We start from the raw sequence: 24,233 nt of genomic DNA on the forward strand, positions 1-24,233 counted from the left end.
CGGAGGGCACGCAGCGCGACGGATCCCGGGCACGGGCCCGGAATATCGGCAATACCTGTGCCCGGACGCACCACGTCGCTGGTGTAAGCCGAACCGGCTTTTACCGCTTTCGAAGTGACGCGATTAGTAAAAAAATCAAGGAGACACCAAGATGATGGGGAACACTGGAACCGGCGGTGCCGGCAAGCAAGCGGATAACGCCTGGCGAGTGACGGGGCTGCTATTTCTGGCTTGTCTCTTCAACTATTACGACCGCATCGTGCCGACGGCCCTTCTGGAGCCGATCCGCAAGGAATGGGGCTTGAACGATGCGCAACTGGGCCTGACCACATCGGCCTTCACCATCGTGTATGCCCTGGCCAGCGTGCCGATCGGGCGCTGGGCCGACAAATATTCGCGCAAGCACATCCTGGGCTGGGGCCTGTTGATCTGGAGTCTCTTCACCGGCATGACGGGCCTGGCATGGGGCTTTGCTTCCTTCTTGGCGATCCGGGTGCTGGTGGGCGTGGGCGAAGCCAGCTATCAGGCACCAGCCACCTCGTTGATCGGCGATCTGTTCCCGGCCGACAAGCGCTCCGGCGCCACCGGCATCTTCCTGCTCGGCCTGCCGGTAGGCCTGCTGCTGGGCTTCTTCACCACCGGCGCCATCGCCCAATACTTCGGCAACTGGCGCGCGCCCCTGTTCGTCGCCGCCGTCCCGGGCATCCTGCTGGCCTTCTGCATGTTCTTCATCAAGGAGCCTGCGCGCGGAGCGTCCGAGGTCATCAAGATCAGCGAGCACCCGATCGACCGTCCGTTCCTGCGCGTGTTCAAGACGCCGACGGTGTGGGCGTTGCTCATCGCGGGCCTGGCGCTGGCCATGGCGTCCAACGCGGCCAGCGCCTTCTTGACCTCGACGCTCATCCGCTACTTCCACCTGTCGCTCAAGGACGCCGGCATGGCCAGCGGCATCATCGTCGGCGCCTCGGGCCTGATCGGGCTGCCGCTTGGCGGCTGGTTGAGCAACCGGCTGCACCGCAGGCACGAACATGCGCGGATGTATTTCAGCGCCATCAGCGTGCTGATTGCCGCGGTGCTGATTCATTGGGCGCTGAAAGTCCAGAGCACCGAAGTCACGATGTTCGTGGCGCTGTTCGGGCTTGCCTGGGTGCTGCAGTACCACTACTACGCCTCGTCCCTGCCTGTGCTGATGGATGTCTTCGAACCGCGGCTACGCGCCACGGCCACGGCCGTCAGCTATGCCGTGTCATATATCGTGGGCGGCACCGCCGGGCCGGTGCTGCTGGGTCTGGTGTCCGACCACAACGCCAAAGCCGCAATGGCGGCCGCGGGCGCCATGCAGATGACCGACGAGATTCGGGCCCTGGGCCTGCTGCACTCGATGGAAGTGGTGCCGATCGCGCTGGCCGTGTGCGGGGTGGGGTTGCTGCTTGCAACTCGGACTTACTCGACCGATGCGGCCGCGGCGCAGCGCGCCATGGCTGGTGCGGCCGCCTGATCCGTTCGCACAGCACATCGCCGAAGCGACGGTCTCCAGGCCGCTGTCGACTTCGCGGGTGCCCATGAGCTTGCCGCCTTCGATCCCGGCCTTGCCGGCGCAGGCGCCCTTGGGACAGTACGGCCATCGCAGCGCGCACCTGACCGGTTTGCTTGGCTTCGGCAATCGCCGTCCGGCAGCCCATGACTGCGACTTGGGGAGCGGGAATATGGGGGCAAGACCAGTATGGAAGCCGGGGCCACCCCGCATGACGGGATTCAAACGAAGGAGGCATCAATGCCAATGCGTTGTTTTTGTGTGACTCACTATGGCCAGCCGCTCGAGCTGATAGAGAAGGACATCCCGCAGCCGCAGGGCACCGAGGTGCTGGTGCGGGTCAAGGCGGCGGGGCTGTGCCATTCCGACCTGCACATCTGGGAAGGCTATTACGATCTCGGCGGCGGCAAGAAGCTCATGTTCGCCGACCGCGGCCTCAAGCTGCCGCTGACGCCGAGCCACGAGATCTCCGGCGAGGTCGTCGCTGCGGGCCCGGACGCCGGTCCGGTGCAGATCGGACTCGTCGCGGTCGTGCATCCGTGGATCGGCTGCGGCCAGTGCGCGGCATGCCGGCGCGGCGAGGAGAACATCTGCGTGAAGCCGCAGTCGCTCGGCGCAGTGCGCGACGGCGGCTTCGCGGACTATGTGATCGTGCCGCATCCGCGCTATCTGGTCGATCTCAGCGGGCTCGATCCGGTGAAGGCCGCGCCGCTCGCATGCGCGGGCGTCACGACTTACTCAGCGATCAAGAAGTTCGGCGAGCGGATTCATGAAGGGCCGATCGTCGTGATCGGCGCGGGCGGCCTCGGGCTGATGGCGATCGAGGTGCTGAAGGCGCTTGGCGGCAAGGGCGCGATCGTGGTCGACGTCGACGCGACGAAGCGCGACGCCGCGCAGCAGGCCGGCGCGCTCGCCGCCATCGACGCGCGCGCGCCGGACGCCGCGCAGCAGATCATCCAGGCAACGGATGGCGGCGCGCGCGCAGTGCTCGATCTCGTCGGTGCGACGCCGACCATGACGCTCGCGCTCGACTCGTCCGCACGCGGCGGACACGTGGTGGTCGTCGGGCTGATGGGTGGCGACATCACGCTGTCGCTGCCGGTCATCCCGATGAAGCCGCTGCGGATCGAAGGCAGCTATGTCGGCACGCTGCCCGAGTTGCGCGAGCTCGTCGCGCTGATGCGCGACGGCAAGATCCAGCCGACGCCTGTGAGGAGCCGCCCGCTCGACGAAGTCAACGACGCGCTGATCGCGCTGTCGCAGGGGAAGGTGATCGGGCGCACCGTGCTGGTTCCATAACGCGCATTGTCGGCTGCCCTCGTAGGGTCGGGGCAGCCGAGCCTCGGCAGCAGGACAGCGACGGCCCGTTACACGCCTCCATCCCCCCGATGCTGCGGTACCTGCGGCAGCACTGCGGAGCCGTCAGCCGCCAAGCCGGCCGTGATCGCGCCGACATCGTCGACCAGCCGTGTGATCAAGCTCGACGCGCTGCCTCGCCGGGCAAGTGACGCTGCCTGGCCTGCCGCGAGTGCGATCAGGTCGTCGCGTTCCGCTCGCAGGGCCGCCGCCCGGAAGCCTCCGGTGAGCCATCGTTGAACCGGATACGGCGCCACATCCGCTTCGTACGCGGCCATCTCTTCGGTGAAGCGGTTCGCGATGTTGCGGGCCAGCCGCCCGGTGAACGCCCTCGTAAGCACGGTGCGTCTTGCGTCAGGGCTGAGGAGCTTTTCCCGATGCGCGGGGCTGGCACCTGACTCGTCGCACGCCAGGAATGCCGTTCCGATCTGGACACCCTGCGCCCCGAGCGCCAGCGCGGCCACGATGCCGCGGCCATCCGCCACGCCGCCGGCGGCGATGACGGGAGTCTTGACGCGATCGGCAATCTGCGGCACCAGGGCGAAGACGCCGGTCAGGGATGCCTCGGGAGTACGCAGGAACGAGCCCCGATGGCCGCCGGCCTCGAAGCCGCTGGCAACGATGCAATCCAATCCCGCCGCCTCCAGCAGGATCGCTTCGTCCACGGTGGTCGCCGTACCCACGGTGACGATATTCCGCCGCCGGCACTCGCGCAGGATCGCGGGAGAAGGGAGGCCGAAGACGAAGCTCAGTACTGGCGGCCGCGCCTCGAGCACGGCTTCGATCTGCTGCGCGTAGTCGTGGCCGAAACGGGTCGGGAGATCGGGGATGGCAACGCCGAGCTCCCGATAGTAAGGGCGCAGCGGCGCAAGGAAGCGATCGAAGGCAGCGGCATCGACCACGGGATCGCGGTCGGATTCGGGAACCCACAGATTGAAGGCAAAGGGCTGATCGGTGGCCGCGCGGATCTCGCTCGCGAGGTCCTGGATGGCATCCGGGGCCGTCGTATGCAGACCATACGATCCCAGCCCACCGGCGTTCGAGACGGCCGCCACTAGCGCGACGGACGACAGGCCGCCGCCGAATGGGCCCTGGATGATCGGATAGCGGATGCCGAGCTTCCGGCTGACATCGGTTTCATTCCACATGATCGGGTTTCCCAGGCATCAGAGATCGGAACCCACGCGCACGGGCCGACGGGCACGTTGGCGCAGGTAGATGTTGTTCAAGACCAGCGCGGCACCGGTCATGCACGCCCCGGCAATCTGCATATCGGTCGGCACGATGCCTTCCATGGCCGATACGAGAAAGGTCGTGATCGGCACGACATCCATGAACAGGACGCCGTTCAGCGGCGTCAGGATGCGGTTGCCGAGATTCCAGCAGAGAATGCCGACGAATCCGGCGACGGGTCCCATGTAGAGAAGATGGGGCAGGATGGCGAGCAGGTCGGCCTTGCCGGGGACGGGAATGACGTGCCGGGCCAACAGGACGCCGTTGATCGAGACGATGCTCAGAAGCCCGAGCCCGGTGGTGATGGTCGTGTATTTCAAGGCCGACCAGCGGGTGAAGAAGCTCGCGCTGAAGGTGTAGATCACCCAGCACAGGGCGCCGAGCACGATGAGCACGTTCGCGGCGTAGCTCTGCGGTTCGCCGAGAAGGCCGGCGATATCGCCTTTGGTGACAACCAGGATCACGCCGCAGAAGGACAGCAGGATAAACAGCAGCGAAAAGCGCGGCGGCAGAACGCGCCGGCCGATCGAGTTCACGACCAGGCCGAGCATCGGTTGGGTCGCCATCATGATCGAGGCGGTCAGGGCGCCATCCCTGCCGGCAATCTGCTGGCCGAGGAACACCAGAAAGCCGAAGCCGGCGAAGCCCACCGTCCCCAGGAACCAGGCCAGCAGCATCGACTGCCCGTCGGCGTGGAGCGCGGAGCGCCCCTCGGTCGAGACCAGCAGTACAAGGAATGCCATGCCGGCCGTCAAATAGCGCAGCGACGTGAAGGTGAACGGATCGATCCGCGTCAGCGCGCTGGACATGACGGGAAACATGATCCCGAAGGAGAGCGTCGCGACAACGCAGCACAGCACGCCTTTGGCATAGCCGCCGGAGGGCAGGCGGGACGCTCCTTGCCGCCTTGCGGAATCTGTTCCCGCCGACGGCGGGCAGGAAGCCAGGCGCCCGGGGCTGGCAGCGGCTGCGACGGTTTCCGATGGTTCCATGGACATTGGATTTCTACCTCCTCGTATCGGGAGAGCGTCTGCCGGCTGGCTCGCTCCTCCATTGCTCGGATGGTAGGAGTTCCCTATCATTAAGAAAATTGGATATTTCTTATCGAACAGTTTCGTAGAACTGAACTATGATCCGACCCAATCTCGACATGGATATCCTGCGCACCCTGGTGGCCGCACAGGACCTCGGCAGCTTCAATCGCGCCGCCGACCACATCGGCCGCTCGCAGTCGGCGGTGAGCCAGCAGATCCGCAAGCTCGAGGAACAGATCGGCGAGCCCTTGTTCCGCAAGGAGGGACGGGGGCTCGCACCGACCGAAGCGGGAGACGTGATCCTCAGCTACGCGCGGCGGATTCTCGACCTGAACGACGAGGCGGTCTCGGCCGTGCGCGGGATGTCGGTCGCGGGTGCGGTGCGCTTCGGCGTGCCGAGCGATCTCGCCGAGACATGGCTGCCGAAGGTGCTGGGTCAGTTCAAGCGGGCCCACCCCGCCGTCCTGATCGAGGCCATCGTAGAACGCAATGCGCTGCTGCTCGAACGCCTGGACAAAGGCCAGCTCGACCTTGCCCTGGCGTTCGGTGCGGACGCGCGGCACGACGGCGAGCTGCTCGCAACCTTGCCGATGACCTGGATCGGTCCTGCCGCGGGCCAGGCGGAGTTCAAGCCTGAACAGCCGTTGTCGCTGGTCGTGTATGCGGCCCCCTGCTTCTTCCGCCAGGCCTGCATCGACGCGCTCGACAAGGCCGGGGTCGCCTGGCACACCGCTTTCACCAGTTCCAGCCTCCATGGGCTCTGGGCCGCTGTCGACGCAGGCCTGGGCATTACCTTGCGCACGGCGCTGGGGCTGCCGCGCTCGTTGACCGTACTGGACGCGAGCTCCGGCCTTCCGCCCGTTCCAACCATACGACTGGCCCTGCATGACGCAGGTCGCGCGCTATCGCCCGCCGCCGAGCGGCTGAAGACCATCCTGGTCCAGACGTTGTCCGAGAGCCTGCCGCCTCCCGGCTATTGAATGCCGGAGGCGCTGGCGTCGGTGAAGGATCCCGCCGCGCCGGTCCGGAACGGGCCGACGGCGATCCCCCGTCAGAACGGCCAGAAGAAGAAGTGCCGCTGCTGCTTGCGCGGATGGGTCACGCGCGGCGGCCGAGACTCCGGCCCGAGCCGCGCGCCCGCGTCGATCACCCGCGCGCGCAGCGCCATGTCGTAGAAGGCGCCAACCATCGGCAGGGCGCTGTGCGCGCCCTGCCCCCAGTAGTCGCCGAGCGTCACGCGTCCATCATCGAATCCCACCCAGGCGCCCGCGACCAGTTGCGGATGCATCAGGATGAACCAGCTATCCGCATTGTCCTGCGTCGTGCCGGTCTTGCCGGCCACATCCGCGTAGATCCGGAAGCGCGACCGGATGCCGTTGCCCGTGCCACGGCTGATCACGTCGCGCATGACGTCGACGAGCACCTGGGCCGCACCGGCAGGCAGCGCCCGTTCGGGCACGGCGCTCGGGAATTCGGCGAGCACCTTGCCGTCATGATTCTCGATGCGCGTGACCATGCGCGGTTCAATATAGGCGCCGCGGTTCGCGATGGTGCTGTACGCCGAGACCATTTCCTTCAGCGTGACCGGGCTCGTGCCGAGCGCGAGCGACGGTACGGCTTCGAGCGAACTCTCGCGCACGCCCATCGCGCGCGCGAGCTGCGCGACCTTCTCGGGGCGCTCCTTCTGCATGAGCTGGGCGGTGATGCGATTGCGCGAGTAAGCCAGCGCGTCACGCAGCGTCATCGGCCGGCCGCTGGGCGGCTCCGCGTCGGCCGGCCGCCAGACCGCATGCCCGCTCAATGGAATGGCGACATCCCGGTCGACGAAGGTATCGCTCGGCCGTGCGCCATCCGCGAAGGCCGCGCCGTAGAGGAAGGGCTTGAAGGTCGAACCGGGCTGGCGCCGGGCCTGTTGCACATGATCGAACGGCACTTCGCGGAAATCGCGGCTGCCGACCCAGGCCTTGATGTCGCCGTTGCGCGGATCGATCGCGACGAAGCCCGCCTGGACCTGCGTCTTGCTCCGGCACAGCGCGCGGACGAATGCAGGATTCGCCGCGAGCCTCCTCAGCGCGGCCTGGTCCGTCTGCCCCCCGTCGCGCGCGGCGCGGTACTCCGCCGTCTGCCGCATGAAGGCCTGGAACAGCTCATTGCCCGGCCAGCATCCCGTCCGCTCATCCCACGCCTCGTTGGCGATCGCTTGCAACTGATTGGTCTGCCAGGCCATCGCCTGCGTGGCCATCCCCTGCAGGCGGGAATCGATGGTGGTGCGCACCACCAGTCCGTCGGCATAGATGTTGTAGCCGTTCCGCCCGGCCCATGCGCTCAACCACTTGCGCAGTTGGGCCGAGAAATGCGGGGCGACGCCCGGTGGTGCGCTCTGCGGCTCGAAATCGACGTTGAGTGGTTGCCGCACCAGCCATGCGTAGGCACCGGGCTTGAGCTTGCCGTACTTGTCCATCTGCCCCAGCACCGTATTGCGCCGCTGCAAGGCGCGCTCGGGATTCAGCACGGGGTTGTAGGTGCTGTTGGCCTTCAGCATGCCGACCAGGGTCGCGCTTTCGAGAATGTCGAGCCGATCGGCGGATTTGCCGAAGTAGGTGCGTGCGGCCATTTCCACGCCGTAGGCGTTGTACAGGAACGGCACCGTGTTCAGGTAGGTCTCGAGGATCTGGTCCTTGCTGTACACGGATTCGATCTTGAACGCCGTGATCGCTTCCTTGAGCTTGCGCGTGAGGGTCGGCGCGCGGCCGATCTCGTCCGGATACAGGTTGCGAGCCAGCTGCTGGGTGATCGATGAGCCGCCCTGCCGGTCGCCCGAGAACGTATGCAACGCTGCCGACGCGGTACGCCTCCAGTCGATGCCATGGTGCTCGTAGAAGCGGCGGTCCTCGGTCGCGACCAAGGCGTCGACCATATAGGGTGAGATCCGCCTGAGCGGCACCCACTCGCGATTGACCGGCTTGAACTGGTCGAGCAGCCGGCCGTCGGCCGACACAATCAACGCCGGCCGGTCGATGCGGGCCTTGCGGATGTCGCCCATGCCCGGCGTGTACGGCACGAGCGCCAGCACGAACGCCACGAACAGCGCTGGCACGGCAAGGAGTGCAAGCACGATGCCGCGCCGCGTCGGGTGACGCAGGCGGCGCAGTGCGCTGCTGACAGCACGCCCGGCCGCTGCGCTGCCGGCGGCGAGCAACGGCCGGATGCGGGCGAGCAAGCGGGCGCAGTGCTCTCGAAGCAACGATACATAGCGGCTATTCACTGGGGCGGGGGCGCTGGCGGAAAGGGCCGGATCGTACCAAAGCGCAAGCGCGTTGCCGTTGTCAGGTTGCGACTGCAGCGCGCCGCATTTACAGACGATTACATTTGTTTCGCGTTGACAACAAGAGGCGAGCCCTATGCCGCAGGACTTCTTTTTTTCCGCAAGAAGCGCGGCCGGGTCAACGCTTGCCGACCCGGTCGCGGAGCGTCCCCGCGCTGGTGTCGAACGTCCTCAATAGATGCCCGCCGACCTCAATGCATCGACGGCCATGTGCATGCCCAGCACACCCAGGACAAGGCCCATCGCCCAGCGTTGGGCCAGCAGGAGTCCCGGGCGGCGCGACAGGAGCGTCGCCATGCTGCCGGAGCAGACCGCCACCAGGCCATTGACCGTGGCGAACACGACGATCAGCGACGATCCCAGCGCCAGCGATTGCCTGAGAACGCTGCCGTTCTGATAGTCGATGAACTGCGGCAGCAGGGACAGGAAGATCATCGCGAGCTTGGGATTCAACAGACTGGTCGTCGCCCCCATCACCAGCAGCCGGCGCGGCCGTTCGCGCGGCAGGTCGCGCACCTCCAGGGGAGAGCGGCCACCCGGCTTCACGGCCTGCCACGCCAGATAGAACAGATAGAGCGCGCCCACGGCACCCAAGGCACTGCCCGCATAAGGCACGCCGAGGAAGAACGCCGTGATGCCGAACGCGGCCCCGAACATATAGAAGAGATATCCGAACATGACGCCCGCGAGCGATATCATCCCCGCCATGCGGCCTTGCGCGATCGAGCGCGACATCACGTAGACCATGTTCGGCCCAGGGGTTACAGCGAGCATTCCGGCAACCGCCAGGAATCCGTAGATCGACGCCGTACTATGCATTTTCGTGGGCTCATCCAAGTGATCGTCGCTGCTAGTATCCGGCTGCCATACACTCCAGTAAAACGAATTAAACTGAACCCATTACTCAGCTTTTCTGATCAAAATGAAGAAGCTCGACCTGGACGTGCTTGAGATGCTGGTGGCGGTTGCCGAGACGGGTTCGTTCGCGCGCGGGGCAGAGTCCGTGCATCGGTCGCCGTCGGCAGTGAGCATGCAGATCAAGGGACTTGAAGAAGCGCTGGGAAAACCGCTCTTCGTGCGAAGCACCCGCAATGTCGCGATTACCGCGGAGGGCAAGACGCTATTGGACTATGGCCGCCGAATGCTGGCGATGCGAGAGGAAGCCTGGGCGTCGATCGTGCGTCCGGAGATCAAGGGCCGCGTCACCATCGGCGTTCCCGACGACTACGCCTCGTCGTTGCTGCCACAGGTCCTGGGCAAGTTCGCGGTCGCTCATCCGCGCGTCGAGATCCGGGTGATCGGCCTGCCCAGCAGTGCGCTCGTTCCCTTGCTCAAGGACAACACGCTGGACCTGGCCTGCATCACGAAAGCGAAGGGCATTGCGGGAGAGTTCATCCGGTACGAGCCGATGGTGTGGGCCGGGTCGCCGGCAAGAAAAGTGTGGCAGGAGCGCCCGCTTCCACTCGCTGTGTTCGCACAGGGCAGTACTGCACGCGCCAATGCCATCCATGCGCTGCAGCGGGAGAACATCAGGTTTCGCATGTCCTACGAGAGCCCAAGCCTGTTGGGCGTGCTCAGCATGGTCGAAGCGGGGCTCGCCATCGCGCCGCTGGCGCGATGCAGCGTGCCGGGGCACCTGGTCCAGCTATCGCAGAACGAAGGGCTGCCGCCCCTGGATGATCTCGAGGTCGTTCTGGCCCGCAGCGCCCGCTCCGCACGGCCGCCTTGCGATTTCCTCGCTGAACAGATCCTGGCTGAGATGCGCGTTTGAGCGGCTTGGGCTTCAGCGATGCGCCGAGATCCCGTGGTAGCGTAAGCGTTGCTTAGTCCGCCCGACTGCGAACGCACCACGAACGCACCACGAACACGCCAGCCCCCCCAACGTAGAACAACCGTGAGAATCCACATGACGCCAATGAGACAAGCCGAACACGCCCCCCAGGCGTTTCAGACCGCCTGGAACAGCCATGACATGGAGTCCCTCGGAGCGTTGTTCCACGAGGATGCGACGTTCGTAAACCGGTTCGGGCACTACGTGCGCGGCGTGGCGGCAATTATCGAAATGCATGCGCCCATCCATGCCACCATCTACAGCGATTCCACGCTGGAGAACGAGCTGATCGACGTGGTCGCCATCCATGACGACGCGGCCGTCGTGCACTTCTGGAGCCGGCTCACGGTCGGCACCGCGCATCCGGCGGGTCCGCACGCGGTCGACACGCTGATCCTCGCCGTGCTGACGCGCAAGGCTGGCACGTGGCGGATCCAGGCGCTCGAGAACGTCACCCTGACGAATCCCCGTACGGGAGAAGCTATCTTGAGAGATAGCCGAGGTCTCTGATCGAACACCTGGATGTTGGCGCGCGGCTGGCCGGCAGTGCATGCCGCCGGCGGTACCTCATCTTGCGCCCATCGAGCGTTGTCCCGGCTCCAGAAGGCCGAAAGGCGGCCACTAGCCGGCCACTAGCCGGCCACGCGCATCGTTCGGTCCGCCACCATCGGCCGGCCATGTGTTCCCCCGCTCGCTTGCGCGATGGCATGGATGAGCTATTGCTTGTTCATACATCCCCCTCTTGGAGCAAGGTCATGGATGAACCCAGCGCATTGCAAGCCACCGTGGACCATCTGGTGCAAGCGGGTAAGGGCCTGCTGGCCGCGGACGAAAGCGGGCCGACGATCGCCAAGCGGTTCCAGCGCATCGGCGTGGAATCGAACGAGGAGAGCCGGCGGGGGTGGCGCACCCTGCTCTTGTCGACACCCGGCCTTGGCGAATTCATCAGCGGAGTGATCCTCTACGAGGAGACACTGGGCCAGTGCGCCGACGATGGCACGCCGCTGCCGGAACTGGCCGCGCGCCAGGGCATCGTGCCTGGCATCAAGGTGGACAAGGGCAAGCTCGCGCTCGCCCGTTCCCCCGGGGACGAGATCACCGAAGGCCTCGACGGGCTGGCCAGGCGGCTGGCCGGTTATCGCCAGCAGGGCGCGCGCTTCGCCAAGTGGCGCGCGGTATTCAATGTGTCGGACCAGCTGCCCGGCCGGCTCGCCATCGAGGCCAATGCGCAGGCGCTGGCCAGCTATGCCGCGATCTGCCAGGAGTCTGGCATCGTGCCCATCGTCGAACCCGAGGTGCTGATGGATGGCGCACACTCCATGGCCCGCTGCGCCGACGTCACCGAGTGCGTGCTGCACGAGGTCTTCCACGCCTTGCACCGGCATGCGGTGACGCTCGAACATATGCTGCTGAAGCCCAGCATGGTGCTCCCCGGCAAGGAGGCGGCACCGGCCGCTCCGGCCGAGGTTGCCGCGCAGACCGTGCAGGTGCTCAGGCGCACGGTGCCGGCGGCGGTGCCGGGCATCTTCTTCCTCTCCGGCGGCCAGACGCCGACCGAGGCCACCGCCAATCTCGATGCCATGAACCGGCTCGGCCCGATGCCCTGGCGCCTGAGTTTCTCCTACGGACGCGCCTTGCAGGAGCCGCCGCTGCTGGCCTGGCACGGCGAGGCCGCGAATGCCGCGCCAGCGCAACGGGCGCTGCTGCTGCGCGCAAGGCTGAATGGCATGGCGTGCTTGGGGCAGTACCAGCCGGCGCTGGAGGAGGGAGCGGGCTGAGCGTACGACGGACGAGGCCATACGGGAGGCGCCCCGGCCATCCATCCGGACGGCGGGGTTCCTATGCCGCTGGCGGGCGATTCGCCTTCACCGGCCGCCTCGGATTGGCAGCCATCCTGCGGGGCGCGAGAACACTGGCCAGTGCATCCAGCCGGAAGGAACCTCCGACCTCAAGGGTCGACCATGAGAGTCGACCATGAGAGTCGACCATGACGGCGATTTCGCCGACAATGCCGATATCGTGTCCCATCCCGGACAGCGCTGTCGACACCTGGAGAACTCGCCGTGCGCCTATACCTTTCGTCTTTCGATGTCGGTGCCGATCCCGGGCGACTTGCGCGACTGGTTGGCGGCGAAATGCGGGCGGCCATCATCGTCAATGCGCTCGACCATCGTGCAGCGGCGCGCGCGCAGTGGCTGGAGAGTCAGGCGGCAAAGCTCCGCGCCTTGGGGTTCACGGTGCAGGAACTCGATCTCCGGCAGTTCTTCGGCGCCCGTGACCGCCTGAGCGAAGCCTTGCAGAAGTTCGACGCGGTATGGGTCAACGGCGGCAACGCCTTCATACTGCGCAGGGCCATGAGGCAAAGCGGATGCGATCTCCTGCTCGCCGATCTGCTGGAACGTGACAGGCTCGTCTACGCCGGATTCAGCGCGGCGGCAGTCATTGCCTCGAGCACGCTTCGTGCACTGGACCGCGTCAGCGATCCAGCCGAAGTACCGCCGGGATACGATCCGGCCGTGGTCTGGGACGGGCTTGGATTCCTGCCGTTTTCCCTGGTCGTACACTTCGAGTCAGATCATCCCGAGTCGGCCGCGGTCGGCGCGGAAGTGGAGTATTACAAGCGTCACCGGATGCCATTCCGGACACTCCGGGACGGCGAGGCCCTGGTGATCGATGGCATTCGCAATGAGGTGGTCGGCCAAGCCGGCTTGCCGCGCTAACGTTCCGAGTCTTGCATTCGTTGAGCACCCGGGCTGTCGAGAGGTCGTGCGAGGCGAGCAACGAAACGCACACGCGCACCGCAGCGCAAGGCATGCGCTACGTGCTCGGGTGACGGGCACGCTCGTCCCGCGCAAGTTCCTGGCGAAGTGCCCGCGTGGCAGATCCGAACGCGACCAAGCTGAGCAGCGCCAAGGCCCAGGCACAGATCATGCCGTACAGCATCACTAGTTCGAAGCCGTGTACAAGCGCTGCACGAACGATGACGCCGTGCGGATCGGCAGTCGCAAGCTCCGCGCCATGCTGCGTGAGTTGCGCAATACTGCCTGCGGCGACCTTTTCCGCGAGCCAACGCAGCGGCGTGGTTTCGGCAATGCCAGGAAGCGCGTGCGCAAGATAGGACAGCACGCCTTCGAGGAGTATGAAACCCATCAGCGCGATATTGATGGCCAGGCTGATCATTCTCGCGCTCATATCGATGCCTGAAGCCATGCCCGCGCGGTTCGGCGACACGGCGCCCGTCGCGGTATTGGTGACCGGCGTATTGGTCAGACCCAGCCCCGTTCCGCACAACAGGCAACCCGGCAGCATCGTGAGCCAACTGGCCTGCTCCATGCCGGCGCCGAACCTCATCAGCAGGAAGCCGAGACCGATGGTGAACATGCCAAGCGGAATGACCCTGCGCGCGTCGAACCTGAGAGCAAGCCGCTCGGCAAGTGGCGGGACGACCAGCGTCGGCAGCGTATAAGCGAGCAGTGACAGTCCGGTATTCACACTCGTATAGCCGAGCGCGCCTTGAAAATAGATCGGCAGGTAGATCATGAACGGCCAGTAGCTGAAGTTCATGCCCATCGACCCGCACAGCGCCCCCGAGAACGGGCGGATCCTGAAGACGGAAAAATCGAACATCGGCCGGGGACTGCGCTTCTCGACAAAGATGAACACGATGAAACTCAGCACCGTCGCCGCGACAATGCTTAACGCGGCGGGGCTGCCCAAGCCGAGATCCGGTCCTTGCGTAATGAAGTAGACAAGGCCGAAGCACGACAAAGAGAGCGTGAGGATGCCGGCAACGTCGAGGTATTGCGCATGGGGGTCGCGCGACTCCCGCACGCCGGCGAAGACGAGACCCAGTGCCACGATCGAGATCAGTGCGTGGACGAGAAAGACCCATTGCCAGTTGGCGACCGCGACGATCATGCCTCCGATGATCGGGCCGAAGCCGAGGCCGATGCCGAAGATGATTCCCCAGACGCCAAACGCCCGGCTGCGTTCACGTCCCTCCTGAAACTGATGCGAGAGCACCGCCACCTGGCAGATCAGCATCGCTCCGCCGCCCATTCCTTGAAAAAAGCGGCTGACGATCAGGACAGGCGCGCTTTGCGCGAGCCCGCAGATCAGGGAGGTGACGGCGAACATCACGATGCTGGCCACATAGATACGTTTGCGTCCGAATCGGTCCGCCAGCGCCCCGGTCGCCATCAGCACGGTGGTGCATGCAAGCGTGTAGGCGTTCATGATCCATTGGATCTCCTTGAAATCCGCGCGCAGCACGCTTTCCAGGATGGGGAGTACCGTCGGGACACTGGATATCTCGAGGCCGAACATCAACGAAGTCAAGCAGACTGCGGCCAGCGCGAGGGCGTTTCTTGGCGGGTGGGAAAGTGTCATGGATATCGCAGTGGAATGCGTTTGCGTTTGCGTTTGCGTTTGCGTTTGCGTTTGCGTGAACACGTCCGGTGTACACGCCGGGAGCGGCCCGATCAGCATCTCGTCGGATGTACTATATCGGGAATAAATTTCCCCATTGACGCAAATAATTCCCATGAATTACTCCCACGAGGCCCCAATGTGATGGACAAACTGGATGGCGTGGCGGTCTTTGTGCAGGTCGTCGAAGCCGGCAGCTTTACGCTTGCAGCCGAGCGCATGCGGCTGACGCGCTCGGCCATCGGCAAGGTGATTGCGCGGCTCGAGGGTCGCCTTGGCGTGCGCCTGCTCCAGCGCACGACGCGCAGCCAGACACTGACGGAGGCCGGGCAGGCCTATTACGATCGATGCGTCCGGGCGCTGGCCGAACTGGAAGCCGCCGAGGTGGAACTCGAGAGCGGACACAGCGAGCCGCGCGGCCGCCTGCGGGTCAGCGTGCCGCTCGCGTTCGGCCACCATTGCGTCGCGCCGGTGCTGTTCGGGCTCGCACGCAAGCACCCCGATCTCCAGATCGATATCTCGTTTACAGACCGGGCAGTGGATCTCGTCGAAGAGAACATCGATCTTGCGGTGCGCATCGGCGCATTGCGTGACAGCACGAGCCTGGCGGCACGCCGCCTCGGGGTCCAGGACCTGAGCATCGGAGCCGCGCCGTCGTATCTGGCGCGGCATGGCACGCCTGTCGCGATCGATGAATTCGAGGGGCATGCGGGGATCGCTTACTCGCGCGCCGGCGTGATGTCGCCATGGCGCGTGCTCGACACGGACGGCATGGAGCGGGAGTTGCTGGTCAAGCCGCAATTGAGCCTGGACGATATCCAGGCGATTGCCGGGGCAGGCGTCGCCGGGCTGGGGCTCGTGCAGTTGCCGTGCTGGTTGCTGACGCGATATGTGGCGGCAGGTGAGCTCATCGCCGTGAGGGAGCGCTGCGGCGTGCGACTGCAGGAAATCCATGCGGTGTGGCCGAAGACGCCCTATCTGCCGTTGAAGACCCGTTGTGCGATCGATGCACTGGTTGCCGAGATTCCGCTGATGAACCTCGGCTGACCTCGGCTGAGGGCAAGGCTCGCCAGCGCCGGTACGTGAGCGCAAGTCGAGTGCCGGCAGTACACCTGCGACGCGGCGTACAAGGTCGATGTCGCGAGCGCGGCCCGGCCAGCCGGCCAGAAACAAACCTACACTCATCCATAGACTCATCCCCATCCGTGCCCCCCGGATTCTGGCCGCCACACTGGTCCGCCGAATCATTGAGACCGGAGGTGAAGGACATGTCATGCGGGAATCGGCGCCAGGCGCCGAGCGCAGCCATGGCCCGGCGCTGGCGAGCCATGGCAACGACGCGATCAGCCCGCACGGCATGGCAGGCAGCGACCGATTTCAGGGATCCAGTGGACCAGGTCGGCCGGGGCGCGGGCGGGCCTATCCGCTCCCCAAGCGAGTTCCTCTTCACGCCGCGCATCGCGGCAAAGGAGATGCCATGGAAAAGCCTCTCGCCACCACGGCCCTGTTCATCGCGGGCTTCGGCCCCATCGTCCAGGATGCCCGGGCAAGCCGGGACCTCTACTGCCGGACCCTCGCCATCCCGTTCCGGGAAGAGCACGGCGGCTATCTCCATACGGAGCGCCTGGCAGGCGCTAACACCTTTGCCTTGTGGCCACTCTCCCAGGCGGCGCAATCGTGCTTCGGCGCGGAGGAGTGGCCCGGCGACGTGCCCATCCCGCAAGCCTGGATCGAGTTCGACGTCGAGCGCGTCGAAGCGGCGACGGCGGAACTCGAATCGCGAGGGTATCGGCTGCTGGTCAGGAACCGGCAGGAACCATGGGGCCAGACCGTCAGCCGTTTCATCGGACCGGAAGGGCTGCTGGTGGGCATCACCTTTACACCGACGATGCGGGCAGCCGGGTGATCGGCGCCGGGCGCGGCATGGCAGCGCGCGCTCACGGATGCGGCCGGGATGCGGCCGGCCCGGCCCCGCCTCTGCCGTTTCCGCCCCGCACCGCCGGTACCATCCCGCCGCCGGATCGGGAACACCACTGGCGCAAGCCCCGGCTTCGCCGTGGGTCCGGCCCCCGGGCCCGGCCCGTCAACACCCATAGCCCGCATCTATATATTTATTGAATTTTTCAACTTCACTCATCAGGCGGGCTCCTCGATACTCGTCCCCAGCCGCCGCTCAGAGCGGCATCCTTCCTATCGAGGAGACCACGCGATGATCCGCAGCGCCGCCGCAGCAAGACGGTTCCCCGGCATGGCCCGTTCCGCCAGCCATGCCTCCCCCGAAACCCGCAGGCGCCGTGGCTGGCCGCTGGCGGTCGCTGCGGTGCTGTCCGTGGCCTGCGGGACGTTCTCGTCGGCCCTGCAGGCGGAGAACGCCTATCCGTCCAGGCCCGTGCGCATCGTCTGGCCCTTCTCGGCCGGCGGCGACGTCGATGGCGTGCTGCGCGCGATGGCCCAGGTCCTGCAGCGGTCGACCGGACAGGCTTACGTGGTGGAGAACAAGACCGGCGCCGCCGGCGTGCTGGCGATGCAGGCCACGCTGTCGGCGCCGGCGGATGGCTACACGCTGCTGGCCGCGCCGGTCGGGGTCATGGCGGTCGCGCCGCAGGTACGCAAGTCGCCGATCGATCCCTTGACGGCGTTCGCGCCGGTCTGCCGCTTCGCCGAGACCTCCGGCTATGTCTTCGTCGGCAACCATGTCAAGGCCAGGACCTTCAAGGAGCTGATCGACTATGCGAAGGCCAATCCCGGCAAGCTGAGCTATGGCAGCGGCGGCATCGGCACGCAGCTCCACCTGACCGGCACGATGGTCGAGCGCACCTACGGCATCAAGCTGCTGCACGTGCCCTACAAGGGCGCCTCCGACAGCGTGGCGGACATCCTCGCAGGCCGCCTCGATATCATGTTCGACCCGACGCTGATCCCCTATGCCAAGAGCGGCAAGGTCCGCCCGCTCGCCTACCTGTCGCCCAAGGCGCCGGAAGACTTCCCCAACGTGCCGAACCGCGACCAGGCCGGCCTGCCCGCCATGCCCGGAGCCTGGTTCGGGCTGTTCGTGCCGAAGGACACGCCGCAGCCGGTCATCGACAAGGCGGCGCAGGAATGCGAGAAGGTACTGCAGAGCAAGGACCTGCTGGAGCGCATGAAGACCTTCGCGATGTGGCCGTCCTACGCCGGCCCCAAGGCGTTCGGCGAGCTTTACCAGCGGGACTACAAGACCTTCGGCGAGATCATCCGCAGCGCCGGCATCAGCCTCGAGTGACGGCCGGCGGGCGATGGCCGGGCGGCCGCCCGTCCGCCCCCCGCGCCTGCACCGCCTCCAGCCCGCCGCCGTGCGGGCCGCATCGCTTCCGCAAGGATCTTCCCCATGACCCAGGCAGATTGCCCAGCCCCCTCCTATCGCTTCGTCTACACGACGCCGGACGACCCGCTCGCCGAACCGCTGCTGGCCGGGCTGAGCGAGGAATACGCGAGCCGCTACCGGGAGCTGGCGGCGCAGCGCACCGAACCGCACGAGATGGAAAAGTACGCGCCGGCATTGTTTTCCCCCGCCGCGGGCGGCAACTTCCTGCTGCTGCTCGACCAGGGCCAGGCGATCGCCGGCGGCGCCTTCAAGCGCCATGCGGATGCGGACACCGCGGAGATCAAGCGGGTATGGACCCACCCGCAACGCCGGCGCCAGGGGCTGGCCGCGCGCGTGATGCACGAGCTGGAACGGCAGGCCGCGCGGCAAGGCTACCGCCACCTCTACCTGACCACCGGCTCACGGCAGCCCGAGGCCATCCAGCTCTACCTGAATCTCGGCTATACGGCCCTGGAAGACCTGGCGGCCGTCACCACGGTCCGCATCGGCCTGCCCTTCGTCAAGCGCCTCCCCGCTGCGGATGCGGCGCACGCCGGTGCGGCCGCGGCTCAGGCCTGGATCGGCGAGCGCGCATAGCCGTCGAGCAGGATCTGCCGGAAGCGCTGCGCGGCCGGCGACAGTTCGCGCCCGGCAAGGCTGACCAGCGAGATCGGACGGGCCACCTGCGGATCGACCAGCGGGCGGCAGACCAGGTCCTCGCCGGCCATCAGTTGCGCGGACAGGCCGGACATGATGCCCAGCCCCAGTCCGGCCCTGACCAGCCCGGCGGCGGTCACCAGTTGCCCCACCCGGTAGGTGCGCTGCAGGCGCAGGTCGGCCTGGTACAGGAGCTGGTCGAAGTAAACGCTCATCGGGCCTTTGGCGTTGAGGGCCACGATCGGCTCGCGCACCAGGTCGGCACAGCGGATCGCCGCCGCGGCCGCCATCGGATGCGCGGCCGGCAACAGCACGGCGATGGTCTGGGTGCCGATGGCGACGGGCTCGAGCTCCGCGTCGGCCGCCACCTGCGTGATCAGGGCCAGGTCCAGGCGATGGCTCTTCAGCAGGTCGACCGAGCACTCGGTACGCAGGTCATGGATTTCCAGTTCGATGTTCGGGCAGGCCTGGCGGAACTCCGCGATCGCCTGCTGCAGGACCTCGGAGCCGAACAGCACCGGCAACGCCCCGAAGCGCACCCGTCCACGCCCCCCGACCAGGAATTGCTTCAGGTCGTGCTGCGCGCGCTCGACCTCGTCCAGCACCCGCTTGGCGATGGCGAGGAACTCCTCGCCGACCGGCGTCATGGCCACGTTGCGCGTATCGCGGTCGAACAGCTTGGCCTCGACCAGCCCTTCCAGCGTGCGGATGGTGGCGCTCAAGGTGGGCTGCGTCACATGCAGCCGCGTCGCCGAGGTACTGAAGCTGCGGGTTTCCGCCACCGACACGAAGGCACGCAGTTGGGACAGGCTGAATTTCATCGAGTCACTCTATCAATGAATAGAACATTTCTATTTCACATATAAGTTACCTTATTCAATACTCGGGCTCAACCACGCTCCGCCGCGGCCTCCGGCGACGGCCCAGGCGGTACCGCATGTGCCAACGACATATGCCAACGACACCATGAGGAACACGCCGACATGAGCCTGGATACGATCGCAACCATCCTCAACCCGCGCGCGGTGGCAATCGTCGGCGCCTCCGACGAATTGCAGAAATGGGGCGGTAGCATGCTCGCCCTGCTGCGGAAATTCCACTACGGCGGGCAGATCTACCCCGTCAATCCCAAAAGCCAGGAGGTCCAGGGCCTGCCGGCCTTCGCCAGCGTGCGCGCTATCGCCGCGCCGGTCGACGTGGCGCTGGTGGCGGTGCCCAACGAGCGCGTGCTCGACGCGATCCGGGACTGCGCCGGCGCCGGGGTCAAGGCCGTGCTGATGGTCACCTCGCAGTTCGCCGAGGCCGGCGAGCAGGGCCGTGCCCTGCAGGAGCAGGTGGTGGCGATCGCCCGCGCGGCCGGCACGCGCATCATCGGCCCCAACTGCATGGGCTACTTCAGCAGCCATGCCTCGCTCTGCCTGTTGAACTCGCAGGCGCTGATGCGCAATGCAAGCCTGCCCGCGGGCAGCATCGCGCTGGTCAGCCAGAGCGGCGCGCTGGCCGGCACCATGCTGGCGCGCGCCTACGACCTGGGCGCCGGCTTCAGCTTCTGCGTCTCGCTCGGCAACCAGGCCGACCTGGAGGTCTGCGATTTCCTCGAATACGCCATCGCGGATGCGCACACCCGCGTCATCTCCCTCTATGTCGAGGGGCTGAAGGATCCGCTGCGCTTCCTGGACCTGCTGCGCCGCGCGCGGGCCGCCGGCAAGCCGGTGCTGCTGACCAAGGCGGGGCGTACCGATTCCGGCCAGCGCGCGGTGCAATCGCATACCGCCAGCATGGCGGGTGCCTACCGCACCTTCGAGGCATGCGTGCGCCACGCCGGCGCGGTCATCGTCGACGATCCGCTCGAACTGGTGGTGCAGGCCGCGGCCTGGGCCAGCCTGCCCGCTCCCGCGAAGCGGGGCGTCGCGGTCTTCTCCGGCTCCGGCGGCGGCGGCGCGGTGGCATCCGACCTGGTCGACGAGGCCGGCCTGCGCGCCGCCACCTTGTCCGGCGCCACGGTGCAGGCGCTGGCCGCGCTGATGCCGGCGGCCTCCGCCCACCTGCCCTTCGACCTCGGCTCCGTTCCTGCCGCCGACCGCCTCCGGCAACCCGACTGGCTGAAGCGGGTATTGGCCACGATGATGGCGGACGACCATGTCGGCGCGGGCCTGTTCGTCATGACCACGCAGCCCGACATGGTCGGCGCGGCCGAGACCGTCATTGCCTGCCAGCGCGATGCCGGCAAGCCGCTGCTGTTCGTCAACGCCGCCAGCAGTTGCGGCGATGCCGCCGTGGCCAGGCTGCGGGAGGCCGGCCTGCCCCACTTCGCTTCCGTCAAGGAGGCCACCCGCTTCCTCGTCAACCGCCTCGCGGATGCCCGCGCTGCCGGCACGGACGAAACGCCGGCGGCGCAGCCGCCGTTCTCCCGGGCCGAGGTCGACGCGGCCTGCCGCCAACTGCGCGCCGGGCTCGTGCCCGAGCACCAGGCCAAGCAACTGCTGTGCGCGGCCGGCATCGCCACCACCGGCGGCGAGGTCGCCGCATCCGCCGGGGAGGCCGTCGAGCTGGCGCGCCGGCTCGGTTTCCCCCTGGCGATGAAGGTCGTATCGCCGCAGATCAGCCACAAGAGCGATATCGGCGGCGTGGCCCTCGACATCGCCGACGAGGCGATGGTGGCCAGCCGCTTCGCCGACCTGCGGGCGGCGGCGGGCAAGGTTCCCGGGGCGGTGTTCGAGGGCTGCCTGCTGCAGCGGATGGCGCGCGCCGACGCCGAGTTGCTGGTCGGCACCCACTGGGATGCCCAGTTCGGCGCGATGCTGACGTTCGGCTTCGGCGGCACGCTGGTCGAACTGCAGCGCGACACCGCCCTGCTGCCCGCCACGGCGTCGCGCCCGGCCATCGCGCGGGCGCTGTCGGCACTGCGCCAGTATCCGCTGCTGAACGGATACCGCGGGCGGCCGCCGGCTCGGGTGGACAGCATCGTCGAACTCATCCACCGGATGGGACAGCTTGCCGCCCACCTGGGCGAACGCCTGGCGGAATGCGAGGCCAATCCGGTCATGGTCCACGGCGACACGATCCTGGTAGCGGACGCACGCGCCGTCTGGAAGGAGGAGCAATGAGCCTGGTCACTTACGAACGATGCGGGCATCTGGCCTTGATCACCCTGCGCCGCAGTGAGCGGCGCAATGCCATCAACGCCGAGATGACCGCCCTGCTGCACGAAGCCTGGCAGCGCTTCGCCAGCAGCGACGAGCGCGTTGCCGTGCTCAGCGCCGACGGCGACCATTTCTGCGCCGGGGTGGATGTGCAGGACGCCTCCAAGGAAGCCTGGAAAGGCGTGCCCAATGTCGGCGTCAAGCTCGACAAGCCCCTGATCAGCGCGGTATCCGGATGGGCGGTGGGCGCGGGCTTCACGCTGACCATGATGAGCGACCTGTGCGTGGTCGACGAGACGGCGCAGTTCCTGTTTCCCGAAGCCAGGCTGGGCCTGTTCGGCGGCATCACCGCCAGCCTGGTGGCGCGCATCCCGCACAAGATCGCCATGGAATTCCTGATGCTGGGCGACCCGCTGGGCGCGCGGCGCGCCTATGAGGTCGGCCTGGTCAACCAGGTGACGGAGGCGGGCCGGCACCGCGAGCGCGCGCTCGAGATCGCCGAGCGGCTGGCCGGCTATGCGCCGCTGGTGCTGCAGACGATCAAGCGCTCGGCGCAGGAGACCTTGCCGAAATCGCCCGCCGAACTGGCCTACCCGCAGATGGGCCATCTCACCGCGCTGGCCGCCAGCGAGGACTACCGGGAAGGCGTCAAGGCCTTCGCGGAAAAGCGCAAGCCTGACTTCCGCGGGCGCTAGCACGCCCCGTCAGCCGCCGTGCCGAGCGCCGGGCATGGGCCTGGCCGGGGAGGCTCCCCTTCCCCGGCCAGGACAGCGAATACCCGGCGCGCCATGAAAGAGGACACAAAAGAGGAGACAAGAAAAGAGAAAACAAGCGCGCCGCCGAATCTCACAGACGTGCCCGGATAGCTGTTATGCTTGCCATTGTCTTTCAAGAGAAACAAAAGAAACAATACTCCTGTGCAAGACAATACGTCCGAGCTTCCTCACCCTGCCTCAGACCTCTATACCGTCCACCTGGCCTGGCTTCGCTTAGCCATCGCCTGCTATCGAGAATACGTTTCAGTTGCAATCACCACGCTTTCCGAGCCGTATCGCGCAGGCTGGATCGAGTGGGACGGGCGGACCTATTACTACGTGTGCGGCCTCGACGCGCATAGCGCGCTCGGCCTTGGCCAGGTCTTCAGCGCGGCCACGCATGGCACGCTGGTCGTCATCGACCCGGCCGCCTATCCACCGGCACTTCTGAGCCTCTTCCCGATCGATCCCCGGCTTCTCTGCAGCGAGACGATCTCGCCGTCCTCGCTCGCCGGATGCCAGCAGCGGCCCGGCGACACCGGGCCGTAGCAGGCCGCCGTCCACGCTTCGATCCGGATCCCCCGATTCCGGCCCCGCCGGCCATCAGCAGACGTCCACCATGCTGAAGATGCGCCGCATGCCCGTGTCGGTGGAACGGGCGTGCTCGCGCGTGGTGCGGAACAGGCAGTCGAGGAAGGCAATGACGGCGCCGGGCATCGGTTCGAAGCTGCGCGTCACCAGGCAGGTCGCGCTCTCGCCAAGAGTCTCGCCGTCCAGGTGCAATGTCGTCACACGATCGCGCATCTCCGTCGTCTCGACGAGCGGCCACGGCACGAAGGTCAGCATATCGGTGTCGCGCACGATGGCCAGCGCGGCCTGCACCGAACGGGCGACGTGCAGGCGCTGCACCTTGCCGCGGCGAACCGTCGCGAAAAACTCGCGCAATACCGGCGACAGGTGTTCGACCGGGCGGCTGACCAGCCAGTCGTAGTCCTTCAGGTCGGCCAGCCGGCGCACGCCGGCGGCCGGGTGCCCGAGGCGCCCGACCACCGCGTAGGTGTAGCGGAACAGCCGGCGCGTCTCCAGCACGCCCGCCTGCGAGGCGTCCGGCGGCGGCCCGAGGGCGAAATGGAGGGCGCCGCTGCGCACGTCCGGGTATTCGTCGCCCAGGTGCTCGGCGATGTACAACTGCACGTCCGGGCGCAAGGCGCGGTACTCGCGGATCGTGGCCGGCAGCACACTCTGCAGCAACCAGGGGGTGACAGCCATGCGCACCTCGCCGCCGGTCTTGCTGCCCCGCTGGAGCATCTCCTCGCCGGCGCGCTGCAACTGCCCCAGCACCAGCCGCGCATGCGCCAGCAGCGTGGCGCCCGCTTCGGTCGGCACCAGGGCCTGCGCGTGGCGCTCGGTCAGTGCCGTGCCCACCTGCTGTTCGAGTTCCCGCATGGACTTGCTGACCGCCGCCGCCGAGCGGCCCAGCGCCAGGGCCGCCTTGCGCACGCCGCCGTGGTCCACCACGGCCACCAGGCACTCGAGTTGATGCAGTTTCCAGTGGATCGTCATCGCACGCTCTCCGCTTACTGACTGTGCGCCGGCC

Annotated in this window: 21 protein-coding genes; 14 read left to right on the forward strand and 7 right to left on the reverse strand. The window is 66.8% G+C overall.

What is annotated here, in order from left to right; translation table 11 throughout:
* The first annotated feature begins 151 nt into the window (after positions 1-151).
* The gene (locus BKK79_RS21270) at positions 152-1,498 is read left to right on the forward strand and encodes a spinster family MFS transporter (RefSeq protein WP_198173383.1); all 1,347 of its coding nucleotides are present in this window, start codon (positions 152-154) and stop codon (positions 1,496-1,498) included.
* A 282-nt stretch (positions 1,499-1,780) separates the two neighbouring features.
* Entirely contained in the window at positions 1,781-2,833 is a 1,053-nt protein-coding gene (locus tag BKK79_RS21275) for an alcohol dehydrogenase (protein ID WP_071038717.1), read from the forward strand.
* A gap of 68 nt (positions 2,834-2,901) precedes the next feature.
* On the opposite strand, the gene BKK79_RS21280 is transcribed toward BKK79_RS21275, so the two are convergent.
* The gene (locus BKK79_RS21280; RefSeq protein WP_071038718.1) at positions 2,902-4,038 is read right to left on the reverse strand and encodes an NAD(P)H-dependent flavin oxidoreductase; all 1,137 of its coding nucleotides are present in this window, start codon (positions 4,036-4,038) and stop codon (positions 2,902-2,904) included.
* Positions 4,039-4,056: 18 nt separating this feature from the next.
* Positions 4,057-5,115, reverse strand: coding sequence for a DMT family transporter (locus tag BKK79_RS21285; RefSeq protein WP_084085606.1), 1,059 nt, complete (start codon positions 5,113-5,115; stop codon positions 4,057-4,059).
* 137 nt (positions 5,116-5,252) lie between these two features.
* Here BKK79_RS21285 and BKK79_RS21290 point away from each other — a divergent pair, with 137 nt between their 5' ends.
* Entirely contained in the window at positions 5,253-6,137 is an 885-nt protein-coding gene (locus BKK79_RS21290; RefSeq protein ID WP_071038719.1) for a LysR substrate-binding domain-containing protein, read from the forward strand.
* A gap of 71 nt (positions 6,138-6,208) precedes the next feature.
* Here the strand turns inward: BKK79_RS21290 and BKK79_RS21295 are convergent, their stop codons facing one another.
* Entirely contained in the window at positions 6,209-8,422 is a 2,214-nt protein-coding gene (locus BKK79_RS21295; protein ID WP_071038720.1) for a penicillin-binding protein 1A, read from the reverse strand.
* A gap of 231 nt (positions 8,423-8,653) precedes the next feature.
* Positions 8,654-9,301, reverse strand: a complete 648-nt coding sequence (locus BKK79_RS21300) for a LysE family translocator (protein WP_071018903.1) — start codon at positions 9,299-9,301, stop codon at positions 8,654-8,656.
* A gap of 103 nt (positions 9,302-9,404) precedes the next feature.
* On the opposite strand from BKK79_RS21300, the gene BKK79_RS21305 reads away from it, so the two are divergent.
* From BKK79_RS21305 to BKK79_RS21320, 4 genes are all read left to right on the forward strand, one after another.
* Positions 9,405-10,253: a LysR substrate-binding domain-containing protein gene (locus BKK79_RS21305; protein WP_071038721.1), complete on the forward strand. Its 849-nt coding sequence runs from the start codon at positions 9,405-9,407 to the stop codon at positions 10,251-10,253.
* Between the two features lie 144 nt (positions 10,254-10,397).
* On the forward strand, positions 10,398-10,823 hold the full coding sequence (locus tag BKK79_RS21310; RefSeq protein WP_071040276.1) for an SgcJ/EcaC family oxidoreductase: 426 nt from the start codon (positions 10,398-10,400) through the stop codon (positions 10,821-10,823).
* A gap of 245 nt (positions 10,824-11,068) precedes the next feature.
* Positions 11,069-12,091 carry a class I fructose-bisphosphate aldolase gene (locus BKK79_RS21315; protein WP_071038722.1) on the forward strand — a complete coding sequence of 341 codons (1,023 nt, stop codon included), beginning with the start codon at positions 11,069-11,071 and terminating at the stop codon, positions 12,089-12,091.
* A gap of 285 nt (positions 12,092-12,376) precedes the next feature.
* Positions 12,377-13,033 (forward strand): Type 1 glutamine amidotransferase-like domain-containing protein, encoded by a 657-nt coding sequence (locus tag BKK79_RS21320; protein WP_071038723.1) that lies wholly within the window; start codon positions 12,377-12,379, stop codon positions 13,031-13,033.
* Between the two features lie 97 nt (positions 13,034-13,130).
* Here the strand turns inward: BKK79_RS21320 and BKK79_RS21325 are convergent, their stop codons facing one another.
* Positions 13,131-14,702, reverse strand: coding sequence for an MFS transporter (locus BKK79_RS21325; protein ID WP_071038724.1), 1,572 nt, complete (start codon positions 14,700-14,702; stop codon positions 13,131-13,133).
* A gap of 180 nt (positions 14,703-14,882) precedes the next feature.
* On the opposite strand from BKK79_RS21325, the gene BKK79_RS21330 reads away from it, so the two are divergent.
* From BKK79_RS21330 to BKK79_RS21345, 4 genes are all read left to right on the forward strand, one after another.
* Entirely contained in the window at positions 14,883-15,788 is a 906-nt protein-coding gene (locus tag BKK79_RS21330) for a LysR family transcriptional regulator (protein ID WP_071018893.1), read from the forward strand.
* Positions 15,789-16,218: 430 nt separating this feature from the next.
* Positions 16,219-16,647, forward strand: coding sequence for a VOC family protein (locus tag BKK79_RS21335; protein WP_071018892.1), 429 nt, complete (start codon positions 16,219-16,221; stop codon positions 16,645-16,647).
* A 303-nt stretch (positions 16,648-16,950) separates the two neighbouring features.
* Positions 16,951-18,000, forward strand: a complete 1,050-nt coding sequence (locus BKK79_RS21340) for a Bug family tripartite tricarboxylate transporter substrate binding protein (protein WP_071038725.1) — start codon at positions 16,951-16,953, stop codon at positions 17,998-18,000.
* Positions 18,001-18,105: 105 nt separating this feature from the next.
* Complete coding sequence (locus BKK79_RS21345) at positions 18,106-18,678, forward strand: GNAT family N-acetyltransferase (protein ID WP_071018888.1); 573 nt, start codon at positions 18,106-18,108, stop codon at positions 18,676-18,678.
* On the opposite strand, the gene BKK79_RS21350 is transcribed toward BKK79_RS21345, so the two are convergent.
* Positions 18,651-19,559, reverse strand: a complete 909-nt coding sequence (locus BKK79_RS21350; protein ID WP_071018886.1) for a LysR family transcriptional regulator — start codon at positions 19,557-19,559, stop codon at positions 18,651-18,653. The genes BKK79_RS21345 and BKK79_RS21350 overlap by 28 nt on opposite strands.
* Positions 19,560-19,721: 162 nt before the next feature.
* Between BKK79_RS21350 and BKK79_RS21355 the strand changes: the two genes are divergently transcribed.
* The 3 genes from BKK79_RS21355 (at position 19,722) to BKK79_RS21365 (ending at position 23,185) form a co-directional block, all read left to right on the forward strand.
* Complete coding sequence (locus BKK79_RS21355; protein WP_071038726.1) at positions 19,722-21,845, forward strand: acetate--CoA ligase family protein; 2,124 nt, start codon at positions 19,722-19,724, stop codon at positions 21,843-21,845.
* On the forward strand, positions 21,842-22,576 hold the full coding sequence (locus BKK79_RS21360; protein ID WP_071018883.1) for an enoyl-CoA hydratase/isomerase family protein: 735 nt from the start codon (positions 21,842-21,844) through the stop codon (positions 22,574-22,576). Before BKK79_RS21355 ends, BKK79_RS21360 begins: the two co-directional genes overlap by 4 nt.
* A 222-nt stretch (positions 22,577-22,798) precedes the next feature.
* On the forward strand, positions 22,799-23,185 hold the full coding sequence (locus BKK79_RS21365) for a hypothetical protein (protein ID WP_071038727.1): 387 nt from the start codon (positions 22,799-22,801) through the stop codon (positions 23,183-23,185).
* A 54-nt stretch (positions 23,186-23,239) separates the two neighbouring features.
* Here the strand turns inward: BKK79_RS21365 and BKK79_RS40490 are convergent, their stop codons facing one another.
* Complete coding sequence (locus BKK79_RS40490) at positions 23,240-24,199, reverse strand: LysR family transcriptional regulator (RefSeq protein ID WP_071038728.1); 960 nt, start codon at positions 24,197-24,199, stop codon at positions 23,240-23,242.
* Positions 24,200-24,233 lie beyond the last annotated feature (34 nt).

The sequence above is a fragment of the Cupriavidus sp. USMAA2-4 genome, from assembly GCF_001854305.1.
In the GTDB taxonomy this organism is placed as follows: Bacteria; Pseudomonadota; Gammaproteobacteria; order Burkholderiales; family Burkholderiaceae; genus Cupriavidus; species Cupriavidus malaysiensis.